Source organism: Blastococcus xanthinilyticus (assembly GCF_008124835.1).
In the GTDB taxonomy this organism is placed as follows: domain Bacteria; phylum Actinomycetota; class Actinomycetes; order Mycobacteriales; family Geodermatophilaceae; genus Blastococcus; species Blastococcus xanthinilyticus.
In genome coordinates this window covers 1-23,271 of sequence record NZ_VNHW01000025.1, presented here as the reverse complement: position 1 = coordinate 23,271, position 23,271 = coordinate 1, and the positions used below count along the sequence as shown (strand labels likewise).

Annotated in this window: 21 protein-coding genes and 1 pseudogene; 20 read left to right on the top strand and 2 right to left on the bottom strand. The window is 71.0% G+C overall.

What is annotated here, in order from left to right; translation table 11 throughout:
• The first annotated feature begins 128 nt into the window (after window positions 1–128).
• From BD833_RS21945 to BD833_RS21875, 15 genes are all read left to right on the top strand, one after another.
• Window positions 129–1,166 (top strand): RHS repeat-associated core domain-containing protein, encoded by a 1,038-nt coding sequence (locus BD833_RS21945; protein WP_208092824.1) that lies wholly within the window; start codon window positions 129–131, stop codon window positions 1,164–1,166.
• Window positions 1,167–2,224: 1,058 nt separating this feature from the next.
• Window positions 2,225–2,413 (top strand): hypothetical protein, encoded by a 189-nt coding sequence (locus tag BD833_RS21940; protein ID WP_166535289.1) that lies wholly within the window; start codon window positions 2,225–2,227, stop codon window positions 2,411–2,413.
• Window positions 2,414–2,517: 104 nt separating this feature from the next.
• A complete protein-coding gene (locus tag BD833_RS21935) occupies window positions 2,518–3,858 on the top strand; it encodes an RHS repeat-associated core domain-containing protein (RefSeq protein ID WP_166535288.1) in 1,341 nt (446 codons plus the stop codon).
• 352 nt (window positions 3,859–4,210) lie between these two features.
• Window positions 4,211–4,882: a hypothetical protein gene (locus tag BD833_RS21930; protein WP_166535287.1), complete on the top strand. Its 672-nt coding sequence runs from the start codon at window positions 4,211–4,213 to the stop codon at window positions 4,880–4,882.
• A 144-nt stretch (window positions 4,883–5,026) separates the two neighbouring features.
• Entirely contained in the window at window positions 5,027–6,256 is a 1,230-nt protein-coding gene (locus tag BD833_RS21925; RefSeq protein WP_166535286.1) for a DUF4032 domain-containing protein, read from the top strand.
• Window positions 6,257–6,459: 203 nt separating this feature from the next.
• Window positions 6,460–7,746, top strand: coding sequence for an extracellular solute-binding protein (locus tag BD833_RS21920; protein WP_243737882.1), 1,287 nt, complete (start codon window positions 6,460–6,462; stop codon window positions 7,744–7,746).
• The gene (locus BD833_RS21915) at window positions 7,743–8,705 is read left to right on the top strand and encodes a carbohydrate ABC transporter permease (RefSeq protein ID WP_166535284.1); all 963 of its coding nucleotides are present in this window, start codon (window positions 7,743–7,745) and stop codon (window positions 8,703–8,705) included. The genes BD833_RS21920 and BD833_RS21915 overlap by 4 nt, the downstream gene beginning before the upstream one ends.
• A complete protein-coding gene (locus tag BD833_RS21910) occupies window positions 8,705–9,538 on the top strand; it encodes a carbohydrate ABC transporter permease (protein ID WP_166535283.1) in 834 nt (277 codons plus the stop codon). Before BD833_RS21915 ends, BD833_RS21910 begins: the two co-directional genes overlap by 1 nt.
• 52 nt (window positions 9,539–9,590) lie before the next feature.
• Entirely contained in the window at window positions 9,591–10,868 is a 1,278-nt protein-coding gene (locus BD833_RS21905) for an ABC transporter ATP-binding protein (protein WP_166535282.1), read from the top strand.
• 259 nt (window positions 10,869–11,127) lie between these two features.
• Window positions 11,128–11,571 carry a signal peptidase II gene (gene lspA / locus BD833_RS21900; protein ID WP_243737881.1) on the top strand — a complete coding sequence of 148 codons (444 nt, stop codon included), beginning with the start codon at window positions 11,128–11,130 and terminating at the stop codon, window positions 11,569–11,571.
• Window positions 11,572–11,609: 38 nt separating this feature from the next.
• Window positions 11,610–12,557, top strand: coding sequence for an RluA family pseudouridine synthase (locus tag BD833_RS21895; protein WP_166535281.1), 948 nt, complete (start codon window positions 11,610–11,612; stop codon window positions 12,555–12,557).
• Window positions 12,558–12,566: 9 nt separating this feature from the next.
• Window positions 12,567–13,349 (top strand): CPBP family glutamic-type intramembrane protease, encoded by a 783-nt coding sequence (locus BD833_RS21890; RefSeq protein WP_166535280.1) that lies wholly within the window; start codon window positions 12,567–12,569, stop codon window positions 13,347–13,349.
• The gene (locus BD833_RS21885; RefSeq protein WP_166535279.1) at window positions 13,346–13,813 is read left to right on the top strand and encodes a GNAT family N-acetyltransferase; all 468 of its coding nucleotides are present in this window, start codon (window positions 13,346–13,348) and stop codon (window positions 13,811–13,813) included. The genes BD833_RS21890 and BD833_RS21885 overlap by 4 nt, the downstream gene beginning before the upstream one ends.
• A 198-nt stretch (window positions 13,814–14,011) precedes the next feature.
• A complete protein-coding gene (gene dnaE / locus BD833_RS21880) occupies window positions 14,012–17,578 on the top strand; it encodes a DNA polymerase III subunit alpha (protein ID WP_208092822.1) in 3,567 nt (1,188 codons plus the stop codon).
• A 77-nt stretch (window positions 17,579–17,655) separates the two neighbouring features.
• Window positions 17,656–18,258 (top strand): hypothetical protein, encoded by a 603-nt coding sequence (locus tag BD833_RS21875; protein WP_166535278.1) that lies wholly within the window; start codon window positions 17,656–17,658, stop codon window positions 18,256–18,258.
• 12 nt (window positions 18,259–18,270) lie between these two features.
• On the opposite strand, the gene BD833_RS21870 is transcribed toward BD833_RS21875, so the two are convergent.
• Window positions 18,271–19,071: an LON peptidase substrate-binding domain-containing protein gene (locus BD833_RS21870; RefSeq protein ID WP_166535277.1), complete on the bottom strand. Its 801-nt coding sequence runs from the start codon at window positions 19,069–19,071 to the stop codon at window positions 18,271–18,273.
• Window positions 19,072–19,190: 119 nt separating this feature from the next.
• Here BD833_RS21870 and hisD point away from each other — a divergent pair, with 119 nt between their 5' ends.
• From hisD to BD833_RS21845, 5 genes are read left to right on the top strand one after another with little or no spacing between them, the layout of a single operon-like run.
• Window positions 19,191–20,495, top strand: a complete 1,305-nt coding sequence (gene hisD / locus BD833_RS21865) for a histidinol dehydrogenase (protein ID WP_166535276.1) — start codon at window positions 19,191–19,193, stop codon at window positions 20,493–20,495.
• Complete coding sequence (locus BD833_RS21860) at window positions 20,492–21,604, top strand: histidinol-phosphate transaminase (RefSeq protein WP_166535275.1); 1,113 nt, start codon at window positions 20,492–20,494, stop codon at window positions 21,602–21,604. The genes hisD and BD833_RS21860 overlap by 4 nt, the downstream gene beginning before the upstream one ends.
• Window positions 21,605–21,609: 5 nt before the next feature.
• The gene (gene hisB, locus BD833_RS21855; RefSeq protein ID WP_166535274.1) at window positions 21,610–22,206 is read left to right on the top strand and encodes an imidazoleglycerol-phosphate dehydratase HisB; all 597 of its coding nucleotides are present in this window, start codon (window positions 21,610–21,612) and stop codon (window positions 22,204–22,206) included.
• A gap of 4 nt (window positions 22,207–22,210) precedes the next feature.
• A complete protein-coding gene (locus BD833_RS21850) occupies window positions 22,211–22,387 on the top strand; it encodes a hypothetical protein (protein WP_166535273.1) in 177 nt (58 codons plus the stop codon).
• Window positions 22,384–22,971 carry a nucleotidyltransferase family protein gene (locus tag BD833_RS21845; RefSeq protein WP_166535272.1) on the top strand — a complete coding sequence of 196 codons (588 nt, stop codon included), beginning with the start codon at window positions 22,384–22,386 and terminating at the stop codon, window positions 22,969–22,971. Before BD833_RS21850 ends, BD833_RS21845 begins: the two co-directional genes overlap by 4 nt.
• 7 nt (window positions 22,972–22,978) lie before the next feature.
• Here BD833_RS21845 and BD833_RS21840 read toward each other — a convergent pair.
• Window positions 22,979–23,185 (bottom strand): annotated as a pseudogene (locus tag BD833_RS21840) (HNH endonuclease); the annotation flags it as partial.
• Window positions 23,186–23,271: the final 86 nt, after the last annotated feature.

Sequence of the window (23,271 nt, the reverse complement as noted above, 5' to 3'; positions counted from 1 at the left end):
CTGACAGCTACGGGTATGACACCGCTGACCGGCTGCGGGCTGGCAGTGTCCGGGCGTCGCTGCGGTATGACGCGTTCGGTCGGACGCGGGTGCTGCCGTCGGTGGACACCGTGGATCAGGGTGGGGACGTGGCCCTGGACTACTACGTCGATGACCTCGTGGCAGGTATGGGCCAGGGCGGGCGGGCCACGGCGTTCGGTCTGGATGCGGCGAGCCGGCGGGTGGTGCGGACCGACACCGATGCCGCGGTGCCGGGTGCGCGCCGGACGACGAGCCTCTACAGCGGGGACGACGACAACCCCGACGTGGTGCAGGAGCCGGACAACAGCTTCACCCGCAACATCGCCTCCTTCGGAGGGCTGGCCGCATTCGTCACCAGGAACGACACGAACGGGGCGGAGGTGATGCTGCAGCTGGCGAACCTGCACGGCGACGTCGTGGCCACCCTGCCCGCCGATGCCACCAGCTCGGTCGATCTCCAGGTCAGCGAGACCACCGAGTACGGCCTGCCCTGGATCAAGCCCGCCGCCGGCACCACCCAGGCCCGCTACGGCTGGCTGGGCAGCCACCAACGAGACGCCAGCACCATCGGCGGCCTCACCCTGATGGGAGTCCGCCTCTACGCACCCACCCTCGGGCGCTTCCTCACCATCGACCCGGTGGAGGGCGGCAACCCCAGCGCGTATGTGTATCCGGTCGACCCGGTGAACATGTTCGACCTCGACGGGCGCTGGGGCTGGCTCAAGAAGGCCTGGAACGCCGTTGGCCACGCTGCCTCGAGGGCGTCCATGCGGGCATCCAAGTGGCTTACGGACAGTAGGTGGGGCAAGAGAATCAACAAGTTGTGCAGCGTCGTTGGCATCGGTCCATTGGGTGCCGCTTGTGGAGTCGCGTACACGGCTGCATGGGCTAGGCAGGGAAAGTGGGGAAACGCGGCGGTAGCGGCTGCGAGCCTGGTTGGCGGAAGCGTTGTAACCGGGTTGGTCACGCGTGGATACCAGCGCGCCTACCGCTCGTCAGTCGCAAGCTCGACGAGGCGGTTTCCTGTGGCAGCCACTCCGTCGCGGGTGTGGAGGAGGGCAACCTATACTTCTAGTCAGCTTCACGGGCTAGCGGCTGGTGGCGCGATTCAGCATATTGGCGACCGCAGGCTCAGGGCTCGCTAGCGACCATGGTCGCCCCCTGTCTCACGGTGTGCCTCGATGAGGCCGGCGTGCGTTCACGCTGGTCCCGCCATGCCAGCCGGGGCGCTAACGAAGATGTGGCGTGTGAGAGGTTCCTCCGAGCGCTTGGAGTGGTTTGCTGATGGAGACGGTGAGGGAGCGGCCTGTCGTCTTGCCAGATACTTCTCAGATCTGGAGGCCGTTTTACCCCCATGGCGCTTTGGTTCTTCTTGGGGTCCCCTTCGCCCTAGCGGGTGTAGGCGAATCAAAGGAATCAACTGCCATATTGCTACTCTGGGCGGGCATTAATCTGGGAATTGCCACCTTTAGGGCATTGCTGTGGCGCCTGCGTCCAGGTGGCGTGGTGATCTTCTCCAGCGAGACGGGGCTAATCGTCCGCAGGCGCGGGAAGTCGTGCCATGAATACTCGTGGGACTGTCTCGACAGTGTCTACCTAGTAAGGGGCGACCGTTGGCCGGAGTGGAGTAGATGGGCGAGGTTCTCGCATCTCAGAGTCATCTATAACGACTCGAGCGGTAGGCGAGTGCTGGATTCGCCCGACATCCTGTTGGTGCAGGAGCAGACTGTGATAAATGGCCAGAGTCGCCTTGACGCCGCGGTAAGCGCATACGCCGACTCTCGCCGCTCCAAATGACGAGTTGGGGGTCGCGGGCCGAGCTGTACCGGCGCTCGGCACCATAGTCCATTCCATAGCTGGCCGTCGCGCGGCTGGCGGTCTGGCCTGTTGAAGTCGTGGCGATGACTCTTGAGAATGGAAAAAAGGACCAAATAGACCGTTTGCTGGACGATCGGCCCACGCGTGCTGCTGGGTTCGGTCTTCAGCTCGGATGCAGGGTGGTAGACGCAGCGTATGGGTTGCGTCACTGGGCCGCCATAGCGTCGCGAGGAGTATTCGGACCCACTCTCCAGAGCGGCACTGCGAGTCTACGCCAGTCCTTCGCGGTGCGGCCGGTAGTTACGGAAGTGAGGGTGGCGATCAACGGTCACGCGGCGTACCGATCATTCAGTGGCAAGTGGTATCCGCAACGGGGGAGGAAGAGGTGACGGTCGCGTTCTACGTAGCGTCGGCACTCTTGATCGTCGCCGTGGCGGTCATCAACTGGCTCGCCAAGGCGCCCCCTGCCCGCATGGCCCCGCTGGTGCGTTGGGGGGTGATGATCGGGTTGGGTCTGGTCGCTGCACTCTCGACGTGGGTGATCGTCTGGACCGTTGAGTCGGGCGCCGTGTGACCGCGGCCCAGTCGTGAATGCCAGGCTTCGGTGGACGGTGCGTGTCCGAACGTGCCCGCCTTCGGCGGTCACGCGAAGCGGCATTCGAGGGCCCCCGTCGGCTGGTGAGCGCGACCGACAGCACGCTGCGGGACGGCAACGGCCTGCCGACCGGTGCGTCGTGCACCCGGCGGTACGGCTTCGACGTGAACAGCAACCGGATCTCGTTGACCCAGGTGGCGACCGCCGGATCGCCGCCGGGCACCTGCCCGGCCAGCGTCGCTGCTGCCGACGGCTACGCCTACGACAGCGCCGACCGGCTGCGCGCCGGTGGGGCGCGGGCGTCCTTGCGCTACGACGCGCTCGGCCGCACCCGCGTGCTCCCGTCGGTCGACACCCTCGACCAGGGCGGGGACGTGGCGCTGGACTACTTCGTCGACGACCTGGTGGCGGGCATGAGTCAGGCAGGCCGGACGACAGGCTTCGGTCTGGATGCCGCAGCCCGACGGGTGGTGCGCAGCGACACCGAGGTCTCCGTGCCGGGGGTCCGCCGGACGACCAGCCTCTACAGCGGCGACGACGACAACCCCGACGTGGTCAAGGAGCCCGACAACAGCTGGACTCGCAACATCGCCTCCTTCGGCGGGCTGGCCGCGGTGCAGACGCTGAGCGGGACCAACGGGGCCACGCTGACCCTGCAGCTGGCCAACCTGCACGGCGACGTCGTCGCCACGGTGCCGGCCGGCTCGAACAACTCAGGTGACCTCCGGGTCACCGAGACCACCGAGCACGGAATGCCCTGGGCGAAGCCGGCAGCGGCCTCCACGCAGGCCCGGTACGGCTGGCTGGGTACTCACCAGCGGGATGCCAGCACCATCGGCGGCCTCACCTTGATGGGCGTCCGGCTCTACGCACCCACCCTCGGCCGCTTCCTCACCACCGATCCGGTGGAGGGCGGCAACCCCAACGCCTACGTGTATCCGGCCGACCCTGTGAACATGTTCGATCTCGACGGGCGGTGGGGCTGGCTCAAGAAGGCATGGCGAGCAACCACGAGGTTCGTGAAGAAGCACAGAACCACGATTGTCAATACAGTCGGAGTTCTTGGAGTGATCGGCTTGGCCGCGACTGGCGTCGGCTTGTTCGCCGTAGCAGGGTCGGGCCTCGCCATCATGGCCGGAAGTGTTGCTTGGGGCGCTGGAGCCGGCGCAGCACTAGGATCGGCCGCGCTTTGCGGGACTGGGGCGCGGCGCGGGTGGAATCGCGCTGCGGACTGCTTGGGAGCCGCTACTGGTGGCTTTGGGTCAGCTTTGGGGATCGTGGCACGGTCGGCGCGAATCTCGAGCTACGGCCGGCACGCATACAACGGTGCAAGGTATGCGGCTAGAGCGAGATCGGCTCGAGGCTTTGGCCTATTAGTAGGTGCTTACGATGCTGTATGGGCTTGGAATAACAGGCGCAGATGAAGCACATCCTTCGTGGGCATCACGTCGGCGCGGTGAGGAGTGATGGAGTGTCAAGGGGGCGTGGTGGTGGCCGATCCGACCTACGAGCGCGGCGACGCGTGCATTGGCGAATAATCAAAGGCATGGACGTGTCAGCTGAAGACATGCCACTAGCCCTACAGACTGCAGAGGAGCTCGGTGGCAGACTGTGGCGCGGCATACTCATGGGATCGGTATTCGGCCTCTTCATGGCCATTTACATCCCCGAATCGATGCCGCCCACTGACATATTTTCCTGGTCTTTGCTGATCGGCGCACTCTTTGCTATCGGCATATATGTATACGGTTTGTGGGTCGTGCTCCAGGCGCGGAGGTGGCTGAACCGACACCGCGCCACTGGCTAGTGGTACGTGAGGAGTTGTGCGGGATTGCTGGGGTGACGAGGATTCACCTGATCTTGTGCAGCGATCCCGACGTGGCCACCGAGCAGCCAGTCATCGAGCCTCCTCTCGGGAGGGATGGGGTGCAGATGTACGTGGTGCGGGCGAACTGGCTGGCGGACGCCTTCGTGGACGAGCAGGAGGGTGCCTGGGAGCTCGTCGTCCACGTCGTCGCCGTCTTCATGACGATCCACCGTAGGCAGGGCTCCCGTTGCCCCGGTTCCGTCTCGGTGCGGCCGAGTACGTCATCGGGTGACGTATCTGGGCGTCTCACCTCGGACGCAGGGGAGTGGGGGCGGATGAACGACGAGGACGCTCACGAGCCCCGGCTGTTCTCGAAGCGGTGGTGGACGCAGACGAATCCGTACTGGGGGGAGTGGCGGTCGGGGCCGTGGGGCTGGTTCTACTCAGCCCTCGTCGTCCTGCTCCTCGTGGGCATGGCCTACCTGTTCGACACCACCGCGGAAGGGTGGATCACCGTCGCGGTGATGCTGGCGGTCGTCCTGGCGGTCAGCATCACGGCCCGTCCCGGTCGGCGGCGGGACGATGCTCGCCTCAGGCGCCACCAGGCAGGAGCGCCTGACGACGTGAACCCCGAGGGCTGAGCCGGCGCCCATCACCACCGGTCCGCTGCTCTGGACGGTGTAGCTGCGGGGCGTCGCTCCCTGCGGACGGTGCGCCTCCGTGGCATCGTGATCACATCGGCTCCGGACGGCGGTCGCCGTGCCGGGAACCCACGGAGAAGCGCGATGCGGTACCTCTTCCGGCCCCCCGCCACCGACGCGACCGGGCTGCTCTCCCTGCCCTGGCACCAGCCGCTGGAGGAGTGGGACGACGCCCTGCTGCTCGACGTCCCCTCACGCGGCATCTCGCGGCACGTCGTCCGCTTCGTCGCCGTCGAGGACCGGGTCTACGCGCTGAAGGAGATCTCGGAGAAGCTCGCCCGGCACGAGTACGCGCTGCTGGCCCAGTTCGAGTCCGAGGGGCTGCCGTCGGTCTCGGTGCTGGGCATCTGCGTCGACCGCCCCGACGACCAGCAGGCCATCCTGGTCACCCGCTACCTCGAGTACTCGCTGTCCTACCGGTGGCTGTTCTCCCGGCCCCAGGGCGCGCACTCGGCCGAGCAGCTCCTCGACACCATGGTGGTGCTGCTGGTCCGGCTGCACCTGGCGGGCATCTTCTGGGGCGACTGCTCGCTGTCCAACACGCTCTTCCGGCTCGACGCCGGCACCTTCGCCGCCTACCTGGTGGACGCCGAGACCGCCGACCGGCACCCGCGGCTGTCCCCGGGGCAGCGGGCCTACGACGTCGACCTCGCCCGTGAGCGGGTGGGCGCCGAGCTGCTCGACCTGCAGGCCGGCGGGCTGCTGCCCGCGGACATCGACCCGATCGAGGTCGCCGAGGGGCTGCCGCGGCGCTACGAGTCGCTGTGGGAGGAGGTCACCCGCGAGGAGGTGTTCCGCACCGACGAGCAGCGGTACCGGGTCGCCGAGCGGCTGCGCCGGCTCAACGACCTCGGCTTCGACGTCGGCGAGGTGGAGCTGGTGACCACCGACGAGGGCACCCGCCTGCGGGTGGAGACGCGGGTCGCGGAGCCGGGGCAGAACCGCCGCGAGCTGTTCCGGCTGACCGGCCTGGAGGTGCAGGAGCGCCAGGCCCAGCGGCTGCTCAACGACGTCCGGGCGTTCCGCGCCTACCTCGAGCAGAAGTCCGGCCGCCCGGTCCCGGAGACGATCGCCGGGCACCGGTGGCTCGCCGAGGTCTACCAGCCGGTCGTCGACGCCATCCCGCCCGACCTCGCCGGCCGGCTGGCGCCGGCGGAGGTCTTCCACGAGGTGCTGGAGCACCGGTGGTTCCTGTCCGAGGAGGCCGGCCGGGACGTCGGTACGACGCGGGCGGCGCGCTCCTACTTCGAGACCGAGCTGCCCAAGACCCCGCAGGAGCTCACCACCCCGTCGGTCATCGCCGGCCGCGGTTAACGCCTGGTAGACGGGGGTGCGGGCGACCGTCACGGGTCGGTCTCCTTCCGGTTGACAGCCCCTGACGGCGGTACCACGCTCCAACCACCGCCGAGATCATCGGTCTGCACCGGACGCCAACGGAGGCGATGCGCGTGTCAGAGATCCCCGGCTCGGCCCCGCCCGTGCGGCGCGGCCGAGCTCCCCGATCAGGACGCGCACGGGTGCCCCGGCGCCTCGCGGGCGCCACGGCCGGCGTCGTCCTGGCCGCCACGCTCGCCGCCTGCGGCGGCGAGTCCGGAGGGCCTCCGACGCTCACCTGGTACATCAACCCGGACAACGGCGGGCAGGCCGAGCTGGCCAGCCGGTGCACCGAGGCGGCCGACGGCCGGTACACGATCGAGACCGCGCTCCTGCCGCGCGACGCCGCCTCGCAGCGCGAGCAGCTCGTCCGCCGGCTCGCGGCCAAGGACGCCTCGATCGACCTCATGAGCCTCGACCCGATCTACGTCCCCGAGTTCGCCCAGGCCGGCTTCCTGGCCGACGTCCCCGACGACGTCACCGAGCGGGTCACCGAGGGCGTCGTCCAGAGCGCGATCGAGGGCGCCACCTGGGAGGACGAGCTGGTCGCCGTCCCGTTCTGGGCGAACACGCAGCTGCTCTGGTACCGCGAGTCGGTCGCCGAGGCCGCCGGGCTGGACATGAGCGAGCCGGTCACCTGGGAGCAGATCGTGACCGCCGCGCAGGAGACCGGCGCCGAGCTCGGGGTGCAGGGCATCCGCGCCGAGTCGCTGACGGTGTGGCTGAACTCGCTGATCGAGTCCGCCGGGGGCTCGATCATCACCGACAACGCCACCGATCCCGACACCATGGAGCTGGGGCTCACCTCCGAGGCCGCCGCCCGGGCCGCCGAGGTCATGACGATGGTCGCCGAGTCCGGGCAGGCCGGCGCGGCGTTCTCCACCGAGAACGAATCGGCCTCGGCCGCGGAGTTCGAGGGGGAGAACGGCGGCTTCCAGGTCAACTGGCCGTTCGTCTACGCGCAGGCGCAGTCCGGCGTCGAGGGGGGCACGCTCGACCAGGAGGTGCTCGACGACATCGGCTGGGCCCTGTGGCCGCAGGTCGACGAGGGCACGCCCAGCGCCCCGCCGCTCGGCGGCATCGACCTGGGCGTGGGCGCCTTCAGCGCGCACCCCGAGCTCGCCTTCGAGGCGGCCGAGTGCATCACCACCGACGACAACCAGGCCTACTACATGATCAACGAGGGCAACCCCGCCTCGTCGGCCGCCGTGTTCGAGGACCCCGACGTCCTCGAGCAGTTCCCCATGGCGGAGACCATCCGCCAGTCGCTGGAGCAGGCGGCCCCGCGCCCCCAGACGGCCTACTACAACGAGGTCTCCGGCGGCCTGCAGCGCACCTACCACCCACCGGGCTCGGTCGAGCCCGGGCAGACCGGGGAAGTGGCGGAAGAGCTCATCTCCGCCGTGCTGCGAGGGGAGCAGCTGCTGTGACCACCACGACGCTCCCACCGACCAAGAAGACCGATCCGGTCTCCGCCCCGGACGGCAAGGTCAGCGACCGGTCCCGCGGCGAGCGGAAGCTCGGCTGGATGCTGGCCGGCCCGGCGTTCTTCGTCATGCTCGCCGTGACCGCGTACCCGATCGCGCAGGCCACCTACGAGTCGCTGTTCTCCTACCGGCTCACCGACCCGGGGAACCGGGAGTTCATCGGTCTGAGCAACTACGGCGTCATCCTGTCCGACCCGCTGTGGTGGCAGTCGCTGTGGGTGACGGTGCTGATCACGCTGATCACCGTCGCGGTCGAGCTGGTGCTCGGGTTCGGGCTGGCGATGGTGATGGCCAAGGCGCTGTCGTCGATCCGGCCGGTGGTGCGCGCGGCGATCCTCATCCCGTACGCGGTGATCACGGTCGTCTCCGCCTTCGCCTGGCAGTTCGCCTTCGACATCAACAGCGGGTTCGTCAACTCGTGGTTCGCCTGGCTGCCCGGCGTCGCGGCGGACACCGACTGGTTCGGTGACTTCGGGACGTCGATCTTCGTGATCTGCCTGGCCGAGATCTGGAAGACCACGCCGTTCATCTCGCTGCTGCTCCTCGCCGGCCTCGCGCAGGTGCCCGAGGTGCTGCAGGAGGCGGCGAAGGTCGACGGCGCCAGCTGGTGGCAGCGGCTGTGGAAGGTGACGCTGCCGAACATGAAGGCGGCGATCATGGTCGCGCTGCTGTTCCGCACCCTCGACGCCTTCCGCATCTTCGACAGCATCTTCGTCATGACCGCCGGCGCGAACGGCACCGAGTCGGTCTCCTTCCTCGCCTACCGCCAGACCATCTCGCGCCTGGAGATCGGCCTCGGCTCGGCGGTCTCGGTGCTGCTGTTCCTCGCGGTGATGCTCATCGCCGCCCTGTTCGTGAAGGGCTTCAAGGTGGATCTGGGCGCGGCGAGAGGGGAGAAGTGATGACCGGGCGGAAGAAGGCCATCTGGATCGTCGGCGGCGTGCTGATCGTCTTCTACTGCCTGTTCCCCATCGCGTGGATCGTCTCGCTGTCGTTCAAGTCGCCCAGCGACCTGAACAACGGGAGCTTCCTCCCCAGCGCGCTCTCCTGGGAGAACTACGAGCTGATCCTCACCGGCGGGGCCAGCGGCCTGTTCCTGCCGGCGCTGCGGAACTCCTTCGGCATCTGCCTGATCGCCACGGCGATCTCCTGCCTGCTGGCGATGTTCGCCGCCTACGCGATCGCCCGGCTGGACTTCCCGGGGAAGAAGCTGATCCTCTCGACCGCGCTCGTCGTCGCGATCTTCCCGATCATCTCGATCGTCACGCCGCTGTTCAACCTGTGGCGGAACATCGGCCTCTACGACACCTGGCCGGGGCTGATCATCCCGTACCTGTCGCTCACCCTGCCCATCTCGATCTGGACGATGTCGGCGTTCTTCCGGGAGATCCCCTGGGAGATGGAGCAGGCGGCCCAGGTCGACGGCGCCACCAGCTGGCAGGCGTTCCGCCGGGTGATCGTGCCGCTGGCCGCACCCGGGGTGTTCACCACGGCGATCATCGCCTTCTTCATCGCCTGGAACGACTTCCTGTACGGCATCTCGCTCACCTCGACCAGCGCGGCCCGGCCGGTCCCGGCGGCCCTCGGCCTGTTCTCCGGTGAGTCGCAGTTCGTGGAACCGACCGGCTCGATCGCCGCGGCCGCGGTGATCGTCACCATCCCGGTCGTCGTCCTCGTGCTGCTCTTCCAGCGGCGCATCGTCGCCGGGCTCACCAACGGCGCGGTCAAGGGCTGACCGCCATGACCCCCTGTCTCACCTTCCCGACCTCCCGAGGGGACGACTCCTGATGGCCTCCATCGAGATGAAGAACATCGTCAAGCAGTACGGCGACGGGTTCCCGGCGGTGAACGACGTCAGCCTGGACATCGCCGACGGCGAGTTCATGATCCTCGTCGGCCCCTCCGGCTGCGGGAAGTCCACCCTGCTGCGGATGATCGTCGGGCTGGAGGACATCACCAGCGGCGACATGGTCATCGGCGGCAAGCGGGTCAACGACCTGGCCCCACGCGACCGGAACCTGTCGATGGTGTTCCAGAACTACGCGCTCTACCCGCACATGACCGTCTTCGAGAACATCGCCTTCCCGCTGCGGCTGGCGAAGATGCCCGACGACGAGGTCCGCCGCCGCGTCACCGAGGCCTCCGACGTGCTCGAGCTCAAGGAGCACCTCGAGCGCAAGCCGGCCAACCTCTCCGGCGGTCAGCGCCAGCGCGTCGCGATGGGCCGGGCCATCGTCCGCCAGGCCGAGGCGTTCCTCTTCGACGAGCCGCTGTCCAACCTCGACGCGAAGCTGCGCGGCCAGATGCGCACCGAGATCTCCCGGCTGCAGCGCCGGCTGGGCATCACGACCGTCTACGTCACCCACGACCAGACCGAGGCCATGACCCTCGGCGACCGGGTCTGCGTGCTCCGCAAGGGCAAGATCCAGCAGGTCGCCTCACCGCGCGAGCTGTACGAGCAGCCGGTCAACCTGTTCGTGGCCGGGTTCATCGGCTCGCCGCCGATGAACTTCCTGCCGGCGACGCCGGAGGGCGACCGGCTGAAGACGCCGTTCGGTGACATCGTGCTGGACGAGAAGCGGGCGGCCGCGGTCGCCGGCCACGAGCTGCTCCTGGTCGGCATCCGGCCGGAGTACTTCGAGGACGCCTCGCTGGTCGACGAGGCCAAGCGGCCGGTCGGCTCCACCTTCCGCGCCCGGGTGGACGTGACCGAGTGGCTCGGCGACTCGCAGTACGCCTACATCCCCTACGACGCCCCCGACTCGATCAAGGCCCAGCTGCGCGACCTGTCCAAGGAGCTGGACTCCGAGGAGCTGCGCACGCAGGCGATCGTGTCGATCGACGCGACCAGCCGCATCCGCGAGGGCCGGGACGCGGAGTTCTGGCTCGACAGCCGCAAGGTGCACGTGTTCGACCCGGAATCCGGGGACAACCTGACCCGCGACGCCGAGGCCGGTGCCGAGCTGACCCGGCTGGCCACGGAGGACCGCCTGGAGCACGCGCAGGAGGCGCAGGGCCGGGACAGCGACGCACGCGGCGGGGCCACCGCCGTCAGCGTCGGCTGACGGTCCCGCCCTCCCGCCCCAGTGCGCGCGGGGTGGGGCCGGGGGTGGGAGCCCGATCGCCGCTATCGTCGTCGGCACCGCGCCGGTCACCGGCCGCGGTGCCGACGACCGAGGAGCCGACCTGTCCGAGCACGTCGACCCTGGGGACGACGCGTCCGGCGGGTCCTCCGCCGCGTCCCCCGGCCGCCTCAGGACCCGGCTGCTGCTGACGCTTGCCGCCGTCGTCCTGCTGGCCGACCTCGCCAGCAAGCTCGCCGTCGTGGCGACGGTCGAGCGCGGTGAGGACATCCGCCTGCTGGGCGGCGCGCTGTACCTGACCCACCTGCGCAACACCGGTGCGGCGTTCTCCTTCGCCGAGGGGTTCACCGTGCTGTTCACCCTCATCGCCGTGGTCGTCGCCGTCGTCATCGTCCGCACCGCCCGCCGGCTGCGGTCCACCGGCTGGGCCGTGGCCCTGGGCCTGGTGCTGGGCGGCGCGGTGGGGAACCTGATCGACCGGGTGTTCCGCGAGCCGGGTTTCCTGCGCGGGGGAGTGGTGGACTTCGTGTCGGTGTTCGGCCCGGACGGACGGGTGTTCCCGGTCTTCAACGTCGCCGACTCCGCGATCGTCTGCGGCGGCATCCTCGGCGTGCTGCTCGCCCTGCGCGGCATCGAGTTCGACGGGACCCGGGCCGGCGCCGACGGGCCGGCCGAGACGGCCTGACCCGGCGCTGCGACCGCCTGCTCGACCCGACCCGCACAATGGGGGACGTGACCAGCGCTCCCGGACTCCACCGGGCCCTCCCGGTGCCCGACGGGCTGGAGGGCCAGCGGGTCGACCAGGCCCTGTCCCGGCTGTTCGGCCTCTCCCGGTCCACGGCCGCGGAGGTGGCCGACGCCGGCCTCGTCGTCGTCGACGGGCGGGTGCGCGGCAAGGGCGACCGCCTGACCGGGGGCAGTTGGCTGGAGGTCGAACTGCCCCCGCCGCCGGGTGAGCCCGCCGCGCCCAGGCCGGTCGAGGGCATGACGGTCCTGCACGACGACGACGACCTGGTGGTCGTCGACAAGCCGGTCGGCGTCGCCGCGCACCCCAGCCCCGGCTGGGACGGGCCCACGGTGATCGGCGGGCTGGCGGCGGCCGGCTACCGCATCTCGACCTCCGGGGCGGCCGAGCGGCAGGGCGTGGTGCACCGCCTCGACGCCGCGACGACCGGCGTCATGGTCGTGGCGAAGAGCGAGCGCGCCTACACCGCGCTGAAGGCCGCGTTCAAGGAGCGCACGGTCGAGAAGGGGTACAACGCCCTCGTCCAGGGCCACCCCGACCCCTCGCGCGGCACGATCGACGCGCCGATCGACCGGCACCCGAAGCACGACTGGCGCTTCGCCGTCGTGCAGGGCGGGCGGCCTTCGGTGACGCACTACGAGGTCATGGAGGCCTTCGCCGCCGCCAGCCTCGTGGACATCAAGCTCGAGACCGGCCGCACGCACCAGATCCGGGTGCACTTCTCCGCCCTGCGCCACCCGTGCGTGGGCGACATGACCTACGGCGCCGACCCCACCCTGGCCGCGCGGCTGGGCGTGTCCCGCCAGTGGCTGCACGCCGTGCGGCTGGGCTTCCCGCACCCGGACGACGGCCGCTGGGTCGAGTTCACCAGCGAGTACCCGCCCGACCTCGCCGGCGCGCTGGCCCTGCTGCGCGCCGAGGCCTGACCTCCCGCGGTGACGGGCCTGCCGGTCTCCGTCGCCGACTTCGGCCCGGCGGCGCTGGCCGCGGTCGTGGTGGCCGTCTACCTGGTGGTGGGGGAGCCCGTCGTCGGGCACGTGCTGCACCGCCGGTTCGAGGGGCGGCTGCGCACCGACGACGGCGCCCGCCGGTCGTTCTACCGCCGGCTGCTGGTGCTCGAGTGGGGGCTGGCGGTGCTGGCGTTCGTCGTCTGGCTCGCCGCACCGGGCGTGGCCGCGGGCGCCGTCGGGCTGCGCTGGCCGCGCGAGTGGCCGGGGCCCTTCAGCGTGGTCCTCGTCGTCGTGGTGCTGCTGTTCGTGGTCGCCTCCACCCGCCAGCTCAGGTCCGGCGCGCTGCTGGAGATGGCCCGGCCCACGCGCCGGCCGGGCGAGGGCCGGCACGCCGAGCCGCCCGGGCAGTCGACGCTGGCGCTGCTGCCCCGCACCGACGAGGAGCGCCGGCTGTTCACCGTCGTCGGCGTGACCGCCGGGATCTGCGAGGAGTGGCTGTACCGGGGCTTCTTCCTCGCCGTGGTGTCGGCCCTGGCCGGCGGCCCGCCCGCCTGGGTGCTGGTGGTGGTCGCCGCGGCCGCGTTCGGCCTCGCGCACGCCTACCAGGGCCGCGCGGGCATCGTGCTGACCGGCGTCCTCGGCGCGGTGATGGCGGTCCTCTACCTCGACACCGGGTCGCTGCTGCTCCCGGTGCTGCTGCACGCGCTCATCGACCTACGCTTCCTGCTCGTGCCCGCCACCGCCCTGCCCACCGAGGACCGCGCGTGAGCGCGCCCACCGCCGGGGTCGCCACCCCCTCCGACTGGCCGGAGGTCGCCGCGCTGCGCACCCGCGTGTTCGTCGAGGAGCAGGGCGTCCCGCCCGAGATCGAGCAGGACGAGGCCGACGCCACGGCGGTGCACGTGCTGAGCCGGGGCGTCTCCGGCGAGCCGGCCGGCCGGGTGGTCGCCACCGGGCGGCTGCTGATGGACGGGACGACGGCCCGGATCGGGCGGATGGCGGCCGACGCCGACGTCCGCGGCCGGGGGCACGGGGCCGCCGTCCTCGCCGAGCTGCACCGGCAGGCCCGTCTCCTCGGGGCCACGGCGGTGGAGCTGCACGCCCAGCTGCCGGCCCGGCGGTTCTACGAGCGGGCCGGCTACGTGGCGGTCGGTGAGGTCTACGAGGAGGCCGGCATCGCCCACGTGACCATGCGCCGCGCGCTCGGGGAGGGGCCGACGGGGACCGTGTGACGGAGTGGTCCGGATCGCCCCGACACGAACTTGTCGGTGGTCGCCGGTAGACCTGTCGAGGTGCGAGGATCGACAGCACCGGTCCCGCTGGAGCGTCACCGCCGAACGGCCTTCCCCGCCGGTCATGAGAACCACCCCGTCGACCCCGCCCGCCCCGTGCGGTGGGGCCGTCGAGACCCGTGAGGAGCACGCGCAACCGTGAGCAGCCCGTCCCGCGACGAGAACTTCGTGCACCTGCACGTGCACACCGAGTACTCGATGCTGGACGGTGCGGCCAAGCTGCCCGAGGTCACCAAGGCCGCCGCCGAGCACGGGATGCCGGCGCTGGCGATGACCGACCACGGCAACGTCTTCGGCGCGTACGACTTCTACAAGACCGCCAAGGCCGCCGGCGTGAAGCCGATCATCGGCATGGAGGGCTACTACACGCCCGGCTCCCGGTTCGACCGCGCCCCCTTCGACTTCGGCGACAAGCTGATCGACGAGGAGGGCGACGGCGGGAACAACCGCGGCAAGGCCGCCTACACCCACATGACCCTGCTGGCCCGCACCACCGAGGGCATGCACAACCTGTTCCGCATCTCCTCGCTGGCCAGCCTCGAGGGCCAGTACCGCAAGCCGCGGTTCGACCGCGACCTGCTGGAGCGCTACGGGAAGGGCCTGATCGCCACCACCGGCTGCCCCTCGGGCGAGGTGAACATGTGGCTGCGCGCCGGCAAGGAGGACAAGGCGCGCCAGGCCGCCGCCGACTTCCAGGACATCTTCGGGCGGGAGAACTTCTACGCCGAGCTGATGGACCACGGGCTGTCGATCGAGAAGAAGACGCGGCCGGCCCTGCTGGCCATCGCCAAGGACCTCGGCATCCCGCTGCTCGCGACCAACGACCTGCACTACACGCACAAGGAGGACGCCGACGCCCACGACGCCCTGCTGTGCATCCAGACCGGGTCGCGGCTCAACGAACCCAACCGCTTCAAGTTCAACGGCGACGGCTACTACCTGAAGTCCGCCGCCGAGATGCGCGCGCTGTTCACCGGCGACCTGCGGGAGGCCTGCGACAACACGCTGCTGGTCGCCGAGCAGTGCGAGGTGAGCTTCACCGAGGGCGCCGACCTGATGCCGCGCTTCCCGCTGCCCGAGGGCGAGGACGAGACCTCCTGGTTCATCAAGGAGGTCGAGCGCGGGCTGCACAAGCGCTACCCGAACGGCATCCCCGACCACGTGCGCAAGCAGGCCGACTACGAGACCGGGATCATCTGCCAGATGGGCTTCCCGGGGTACTTCCTCGTGGTCGCCGACTTCATCAACTGGGCCAAGGACAACGGCATCCGGGTGGGCCCGGGCCGCGGGTCGGCGGCCGGCTCGCTGGCCGCCTTCGCGATGGGGATCACCGACCTCGACCCGCTGCAGCACGGGCTGATCTTCGAGCGGTTCCTCAACCCCGAGCGCGTCTCCATGCCCGACGTCGACATCGACTTCGACGACCGCCGCCGCGGCGAGGTCATCCAGTACGTCTCGCAGAAGTACGGCGAGGAGCGGGTCAGCCAGATCGTCACCTACGGCACCATCAAGGCCAAGGCCGCGATCAAGGACGCCGCCCGGGTGCTCGACCGGCCCTACTCGGTGGGTGACGAGCTGACCAAGCTCATGCCGCCGGACGTGATGGGCAAGGGCATCCCGCTGACCGGGGTGTTCGACCCGGCCCACCCGCGCTACAAGGAGGCCGCGGAGTTCCGCGCCCGCTACGAGTCCGACCCGGGCGCGGCCGAGGTGGTCGACCAGGCCCGCAAGCTCGAAGGCCTGAAGCGGCAGTGGGGCGTGCACGCCGCCGGGGTCATCATCGGCCGGTACCCGCTGATCGACTCCATCCCAATCATGCGGCGCGAGGCCGACGGCGCGGTGATCACGCAGTTCGACTACCCGACCTGCGAGACGCTGGGCCTGCTCAAGATGGACTTCCTGGGCCTGCGGAACCTCACCGTCATCGACGACGCGCTGCGCAACATCGTGATCAACGGCAAGGAGCCGGTCGACCTCGACGAGATCAGCAAGAACCTCACCGACCCGAACACGTACGCGCTGCTGTCGCGCGGGGAGACGTTGGGGGTCTTCCAGTTCGACGGCGGCCCGATGCGGTCCCTGCTCCGGCTCATGCGGCCGGACAACTTCGAGGACATCTCCGCCGTCGGCGCGCTGTACCGCCCCGGTCCGATGGGCGCGAACTCGCACACGAACTACGCGCTGCGCAAGAACGGCCAGCAGGAGATCACCCCGATCCACCCGGAGCTGGCCGAGCCGCTCGCGGAGATCCTGGGGCAGACCTACGGCCTGATCGTGTACCAGGAGCAGGTCATGGCGATCGCGCAGAAGGTCGCCGGGTACTCGCTCGGCAAGGCCGACCTGCTGCGCCGCGCGATGGGCAAGAAGAAGAAGTCCGTCCTGGACGCCGAGTTCGTCGGGTTCGAGGCCGGCATGAAGGCCAACGGGTTCTCGTCCGCGGCGATCAAGACGCTCTGGGACATCCTCGTGCCGTTCGCCGACTACGCCTTCAACAAGGCGCACTCGGCGGCCTACGGCCTGGTCTCGTACTGGACGGCGTACCTCAAGGCCAACTACCCGGCCGAGTACATGGCCGGGCTGCTCACCAGCGTCCAGGACGACAAGGACCGTCGGCCGATCTACCTGGCCGAGTGCCGCCGCATGGGGATCAAGGTCCTCCCGCCGGACGTCAACGAGTCCTCCTGGGACTTCACCGCCGTCGGCACCGACATCCGCTTCGGCCTCGCGTCGGTGCGCAACGTCGGCAACAACGTCGTGGAGTCGATCGTGCGGGCCCGCGAGGAGAAGGGCGCATTCAAGGACTTCGCGGACTTCATGCGCAAGATCGACACCGTGGCCTGCAACAAGAAGGTCATCGAGTCCCTGGCCAAGGCCGGCGCGTTCGACTCCCTGGGCCACTCGCGGCAGGGCATCGTCGCCGTCCATGCGCAGGCGGTCGACTCCGCGATGGGGCTCAAGCGCAAGGAGGCCGAGGGCCAGTTCGACCTGTTCGGCAGCTTCGGCGCCGAGGGGGCGGCCGACGACCCGTTCGCCGGCGCGCTGGACATCACCATCCCGACGGCGGACTGGTCCAAGAGCGAGCGGCTGATGTTCGAGCGCGACATGCTCGGCCTCTACGTCTCCGACCACCCGCTGCACGGCGTGGAGCACGTGCTGGCGCAGAACGCCGACACCCCGATCGCGGAGATCAACGCCGGCGGCGTCGAGGACGGCGCCAACGTGACCATCGCCGGCATCCTCACCGCGGTCTCCCCGCGCACCAACAAGCAGGGCGCACCCTGGGCGATCGCGACGCTGGAGGATCTGGAATCCGGCATCGAGGTGCTCTTCTTCCCCAAGACGTGGGCGGAGGTCTCCGAAAAGGTCGTCCGCGACCAGATCATCGTGGTCAAGGGGCGGATCAGCCGGCGCGACGACCAGCCGTCGCTGTTCGGCTCCGAGGTCACCCTCCCGGAGCTCACCGACGGCCCGCGTGGCCCGGTCCTGGTCTCCATGGCGGCGGCGCGCTGCACCCCGCCGGTGGTGGAGCGGCTGCGCGAGGTGCTCGGCAGCCACCCCGGCACGACCGAGGTCCAGCTCAAGCTCATCAACGGCGGGCGGGAGACGGTCCTGCGCCTGGACCAGGGGCTGCGGGTGCGGCCGAGCACGGCGCTCATGGGCGACATCAAGGCGCTCCTCGGCCCGACCAGCGTCGCGCTGCTCTGACGACGGACCCCTCGACGGGCCGCGCTGACCGGGGGACCGCGGGGCCGTCGCCAGGGAAGCCGTTGTTCACTGGGGGAGTGAGCACCCCACCGCTGCCCCTCCGCCCGGTCCCCGGGGTGCCGCCGTCGGCCTACTGGCGGGGCTGGCCGGAGGTCCGCGAGGACCTGCGCACCGGACGCTGGCTCCTGGCGGGGCTGGCGCTCACCGGCATCCCGATCGGCCTGCTGTGGTGGCTGCTCGCCCCGCGCGCGGACTACCGGGTGACCGACACCGGGCCGGTCGCGATCGGCTCCCCGCAGGTCGAGCTGCAGATGGCCGACGACGCCGTCCTCGTGTTCCTGCTGCTCGCCTTCGGCCTCCTGGCCGGGGGCGTCGGCTGGTTGCTCCGCCGCGGCCGCGGCGTCGGCATGCTGCTCGTGCTGGCTCTCGGGACGTCGTTCGCCGCGGTCGTCGCCTGGCAGGTCGGTGAGCTCGTGGGGGTGCCGCCCACCCCTGCGCAGCTGGCCGAGGTCGGCGCCCTGGTGACGACCGGCCTGCGGCTCGGCTCGCTGCCGGCGCTCGCCGTGGCGCCGTTCGGTGCGCTGCTGGTCTACGTGGCGGCGGCGCTCATGAGCGCCGACGAGGGGCTGCGCCGCCCCGTGGGCTCCTCCGGAGGGTTGCCGCGGTCCCCCGAGGGGTGAGGGGGTCCGTGCTCAGTTCACCGTCATCGGGCTGGCGAACTGCTGCAGGGGCGCCGGCACCGCGCCGAGGGTCTGCAGCAATGTGAGTTCCCGCCGCAGCAAGCGCGACTCCGCCGCCAGCCGCCTGCGGGTGGCGGACTCGGCGAGCAGCGCCTGCCGGTCCTCGGTGGTCAGCAGGGCCGAGGAGGCGACCAGCCAGGACAGCGCGGCGGGGTCGTCGGCCGCTGCCGCCAGCCGCACCGCCGCCTCGGCCCCGTCGCCGGAGGCTCCCGCGCCCAGCGCCGACACCTCCGCCACGTAGCGGGTGAACAGCCGGCCCACGCCCTGCGCCAGGACGTCGAGGGAGCCCCGGGCGACCGACGCGCTGAGGTCGTCGGCCGGCGGCACCCACAGGGCCGGGCCGTCGGCCACCGCCTCGGCGTCCCCGGCGGCCTCCTCGGCCGCCTCCTCCTCGGCCAGCCACTCCACCTCGCCCTGGAGGTAGGGCGGGTCGTCGCCGACGACGACGTCGAGCAGCCGGAACCGCTCACCGCCCACCGTCACGATCCGGAAGCCCCCGTCGGGCTGCGGCTGCACGCGACGCAGCCGCGCGGCGCACCCGATGTCGTAGAGCGCCGCGGCGGGGGCGACGTGTTCGACCTCCCAGCCCTGCCGGATGGCGACGACGCCGAAGAAGCGGTGGTCGTCGTGCTCGGGCAGCGCCATCAGGTCGCCCATGAGCCGGCGGTACCGCGGCTCGAAGATCTGCAGGGGCAGGACGACCCCGGGAAAGAGTGGCCGCCCCAGCGGGAACAGCGGGATCAGTTCGCCCATCCGGGAAAGCGTACGGCCCGGTCGTCCTGGTTCTGCCCGGGCGGCCCGGGGGTGGTCGCCGTCGCTGGCTACCCTGAGGCTGCGCCCACACCCCGCTCCACCCCTCCGGAGGCCACCCCGTGCTCGCCCGCATCGACCTGCGCGGATCCGCGCTGCCCGGAGTCCGCGAGCTGGCCGGCCTACTGCCGCGCGCCGCCACCGACATCGACTCGGTGCTGGCGACCGTGCGGCCGCTGTGCGAGGACGTGCGCATCCGCGGCGCCCAGGCGGTCCGCGAGATCACCGCCCGGCTCGACGGCGTGGACGCCGAGGACTTCGCGGTGCCCGCCGAGGCGCTGGACCGGGCGCTGGCCGAGTGCGACCCCACGCTGCGCGCCGCGCTGGAGGAGGCGGTGGCCCGGGTGCGGGCCGTGCACGCCGACCAGCGGCGCACCGACGTCACGACCCAGGTCGTCCCCGGTGGCACGGTCACCGAGCGGTGGCTGCCCGTCCGCCGCGTGGGCCTGTACGTGCCCGGGGGCCTCGCGCCGCTGCTCTCCAGCGTGGTGATGAACGTCGTACCGGCGCAGATCGCCGGGGTGGAGTCGATCGCAGTCGCCTCCCCGCCGCAGCGCGACCACAGCGGGCTGCCCGACCCGGGGGTGCTCGCCGCCTGCGCGCTGCTGGGCATCACCGAGGTCTACGCCGTCGGCGGCGCGCAGGCCGTCGCGGTCTTCGGCTACGGGGCCGGATCCTGCGAGCCGGTGGACATGGTCACCGGCCCGGGCAACGTCTACGTGACCGCCGCCAAGCGGCTGCTGCGCGGGCTGATCGGCATCGACTCCGAGGCCGGCCCGACGGAGGTCGCCATCCTCGCCGACGACACCGCCGAGCCGGCGCACGTCGCCGCCGACCTGATCAGCCAGGCCGAGCACGACCCGCTGGCCGGCGCGGTCCTCGTGACGCCGAGCGAGGAGCTGGCCGACGCGGTGCTGGCGCTGGTGCCCGGGCAGGTCAACGCCACCAAGCACTCCGAGCGGATCACCACCGCGCTCGACGGCAGCCAGTCGGGGATCGTGCTGGTCGACGACCTGGACGCCGGGGTGCGGGTCGTCGACGCCTACGCCGCCGAGCACCTGGAGATCCAGACCCGCGACGCCCGCGAGGTCGCCCTCCGCGTGCGCAACGCGGGGGCCATCTTCGTCGGGGCGTGGTCGCCGGTGTCCCTGGGCGACTACTGCGCCGGGTCCAACCACGTGCTGCCCACTGGCGGCTGTGCCCGTTTCTCCAGCGGGCTGTCGGTCCAGTCGTTCCTGCGCGGCGTGCACGTCGTCGAGTACGACGAGCAGGCGCTGGCCGGGGTCGCCGGACACATCGACGCCCTCGCCGGTGCGGAGGACCTCCCGGCGCACGCCGCCGCGGTGCGGATCCGGCAGCGCCCATGACGTCGCTGGAGGATCTCCCGCTGCGGCCGGAGCTGCGCGGCCGCAGCCCGTACGGGGCGCCGCAGGTCCCCGCCGCGCACCGGCTCAACACCAACGAGAACCCGCACCCGCTGCCGGCCGAGCTGCTCGCCGACCTCGGCGCGGCGCTGGGGCACGCGGCGCTGGAGCTCAACCGGTACCCGGACCGCGACGCGACCGCGCTGCGCACCGACCTGGCGGCCTACCTGTCGCACACCAGCGGCGAGATCGTCGCGCCGGCGCAGGTGTGGGCCGCGAACGGGTCCAACGAGGTGTTGCAGCAGATCCTGCAGGCCTTCGGCGGTGCGGGCCGGACGGCGCTGGGCTTCACGCCGTCCTACTCCATGCACCCGATCATCGCCGCCGGCACCGGCACGGCCTGGGTGGACGGCTCCCGCGCACCGGACTTCGGCATCGACCGGGCCGCCGCCGTGGCGCAGGTGCGGGACGTCGCGCCGCACGTGGTGTTCGTGACCAGCCCGAACAACCCGACCGGCACCGCGGTGGACCTGGATACCGTCGCCGCGCTCTACGACGCGACCGAGGGCGTCGTCGTGGTCGACGAGGCCTACGCGGAGTTCGCCCGCACCGGGACGCCCTCGGCGCTGACGCTGCTCCCGGGGCGGCCGCGGCTGATCGTCAGCCGCACCATGAGCAAGGCGTTCGGGATGGCGGGCCTGCGGCTGGGCTACCTGGCCGCCGATCCGGCTGTCGTCGACGCGCTGCAGCTGGTCCGGCTGCCCTACCACTTGAGCTCGCTGACCCAGGCCGCCGCGCGGACGGCCCTCGCGCACACCGACGCGCTCCTGGCGACCGTCGACGCGGTGCGCGGCCAGCGCGACCGCATCGTCGACGCCCTGCCCGGCCTCGGCCTGACCAGCGTGGCCAGCGACGCCAACTTCGTGCTGTTCGGCCGGTTCGCCGACGCGCCCGCGGCCTGGCGGGCGCTGCTGGACCGCGGAGTGCTGGTGCGCGACGTCGGGCTGCCCGGCTGGCTGCGGGTGACCGCCGGCACCGCCGAGGAGACGACGGCGTTCCTCACCGCGCTGGGTGAGGTCGCGCCGGACCACCGCGCCACTCTGGGAGACTGAGCACCATGACCCGCACCGCACGCGTCGAGCGCGAGACCAACGAGACCAAGCTGGTCGTCGAGCTCGACCTCGACGGCACCGGCACGAGCTCGATCAGCACCGGCGTGGGCTTCTACGACCACATGCTCACCGCGCTCTCCAAGCACAGCGGCATCGACCTCACCGTGCGCGCCGACGGCGACCTGCACATCGACGCCCACCACACCGTCGAGGACGTCGCGATCGCGCTGGGCCAGGCCTTCGCGCAGGCGCTGGGCGACAAGCGGGGCATCACCCGCTACGGCGACGCCACCATCCCGATGGACGAGGTGCTCGCCCAGGCCGCCGTCGACCTCTCCGGCCGGCCGTACTTCGTGCACGCCGAGCCGGAGAACATGACGCCGATGATCGGGCCGGACTACCCGACCAGCCTGACCAAGCACGTGCTGGAGTCCTTCGCCTTCAACGCGCGGATCAGCCTGCACGTGCGGGTGCTCTACGCCGGCCGGGACGCCCACCACATCGTGGAGGGGCAGTTCAAGGCGCTGGCCCGGGCGCTGCGCCAGGCGGTCGCGATCGACCCGCGGGTGACCGACGTCCCGTCCACCAAGGGCGCGCTGTAACCGCGTGGACTTCGGGCTGATCCTGCTGATCGTCGGCGGATTCCTGTTGGGCGGCGCCTGGAGCGTCTGGCGGCTGGACGCCGACACCGCCGCGCGCTCCGGGCCGCAGGTCGCGGTCGCCGTGATCCTGCTGCTCGCCGCGCTGCTGGCCACCGCGGCGGGGATCCTCCGGCTGGTGTGAGCCGGGCGGACGAGGCGCGGTGCCTCGAGCTGGTCACCGCCGATCCGACCGTGCGGGCGGTGCTGGACCGCGCGCCCGCGCTGGGGCTGTCCGACTGGTGGCTGACGGCGGGGGTGCTGTTCCAGACGGTGTGGAACTCCCTCACCGGGCGCCCGCCGGGCACCGGCATCCGGGACGCGGACTTCTTCTACTTCGACCCCGACACCTCGTGGGCGGCGGAGGACGCGGTGATCCGGGCGGGGGAGGAGCTGTTCGCCGACCTGCCGGTGCCGGTCGAGATCCGCAACGAGGCCCGGGTGCACCTCTGGTACGAGCAGAGGTTCGGGGTGCCGGCCCCGCCGTTCCGCGACTGCGCCGACGCCATCGACTCCTTCGCGGCGATCTGCTGCTGCTACGGCATCCGGGTGGACCACACCGGTGCCGTCGAGGTCTACGCCCCGCACGGCTACGCCGACCTGTTCGGCCTGGTCGTGCGGCCCAACCCGCGGCTGGCGCCGCGGCACGTCTACGAGGCGAAGACGGCGCGCTGGCAGGAGCAGTGGCCCGAGCTGACCGTCGAGCCGTGGGCGGAGTCGTCCGGCTGACCGGTCGTCAGCCGGCGCGGGAACGGGCGGGCTGCTCGACTATGCCTGGGAGGACGAGGATCTCGGTGCCGTCGGGCCGGTAGGTGTGCCACCGGCCGGCGGTATCTCGTTCGATGGTGAAGCCGTGGTGGACCTTGGTGTGGTGGCGTTCGCAGAGCAGGGCTGCGTTGGTCAGGGAGGTCTCGCCGCCGTCGGCCCAGTGCAGGACGTGGTGGACGTTGAGCTTGCCCGGGTTTCGCGGACACCGTCACAGTGGCGGCATCGCCACGGGAGGGGTGTCTTCGTGGGCAGGGTCTACAC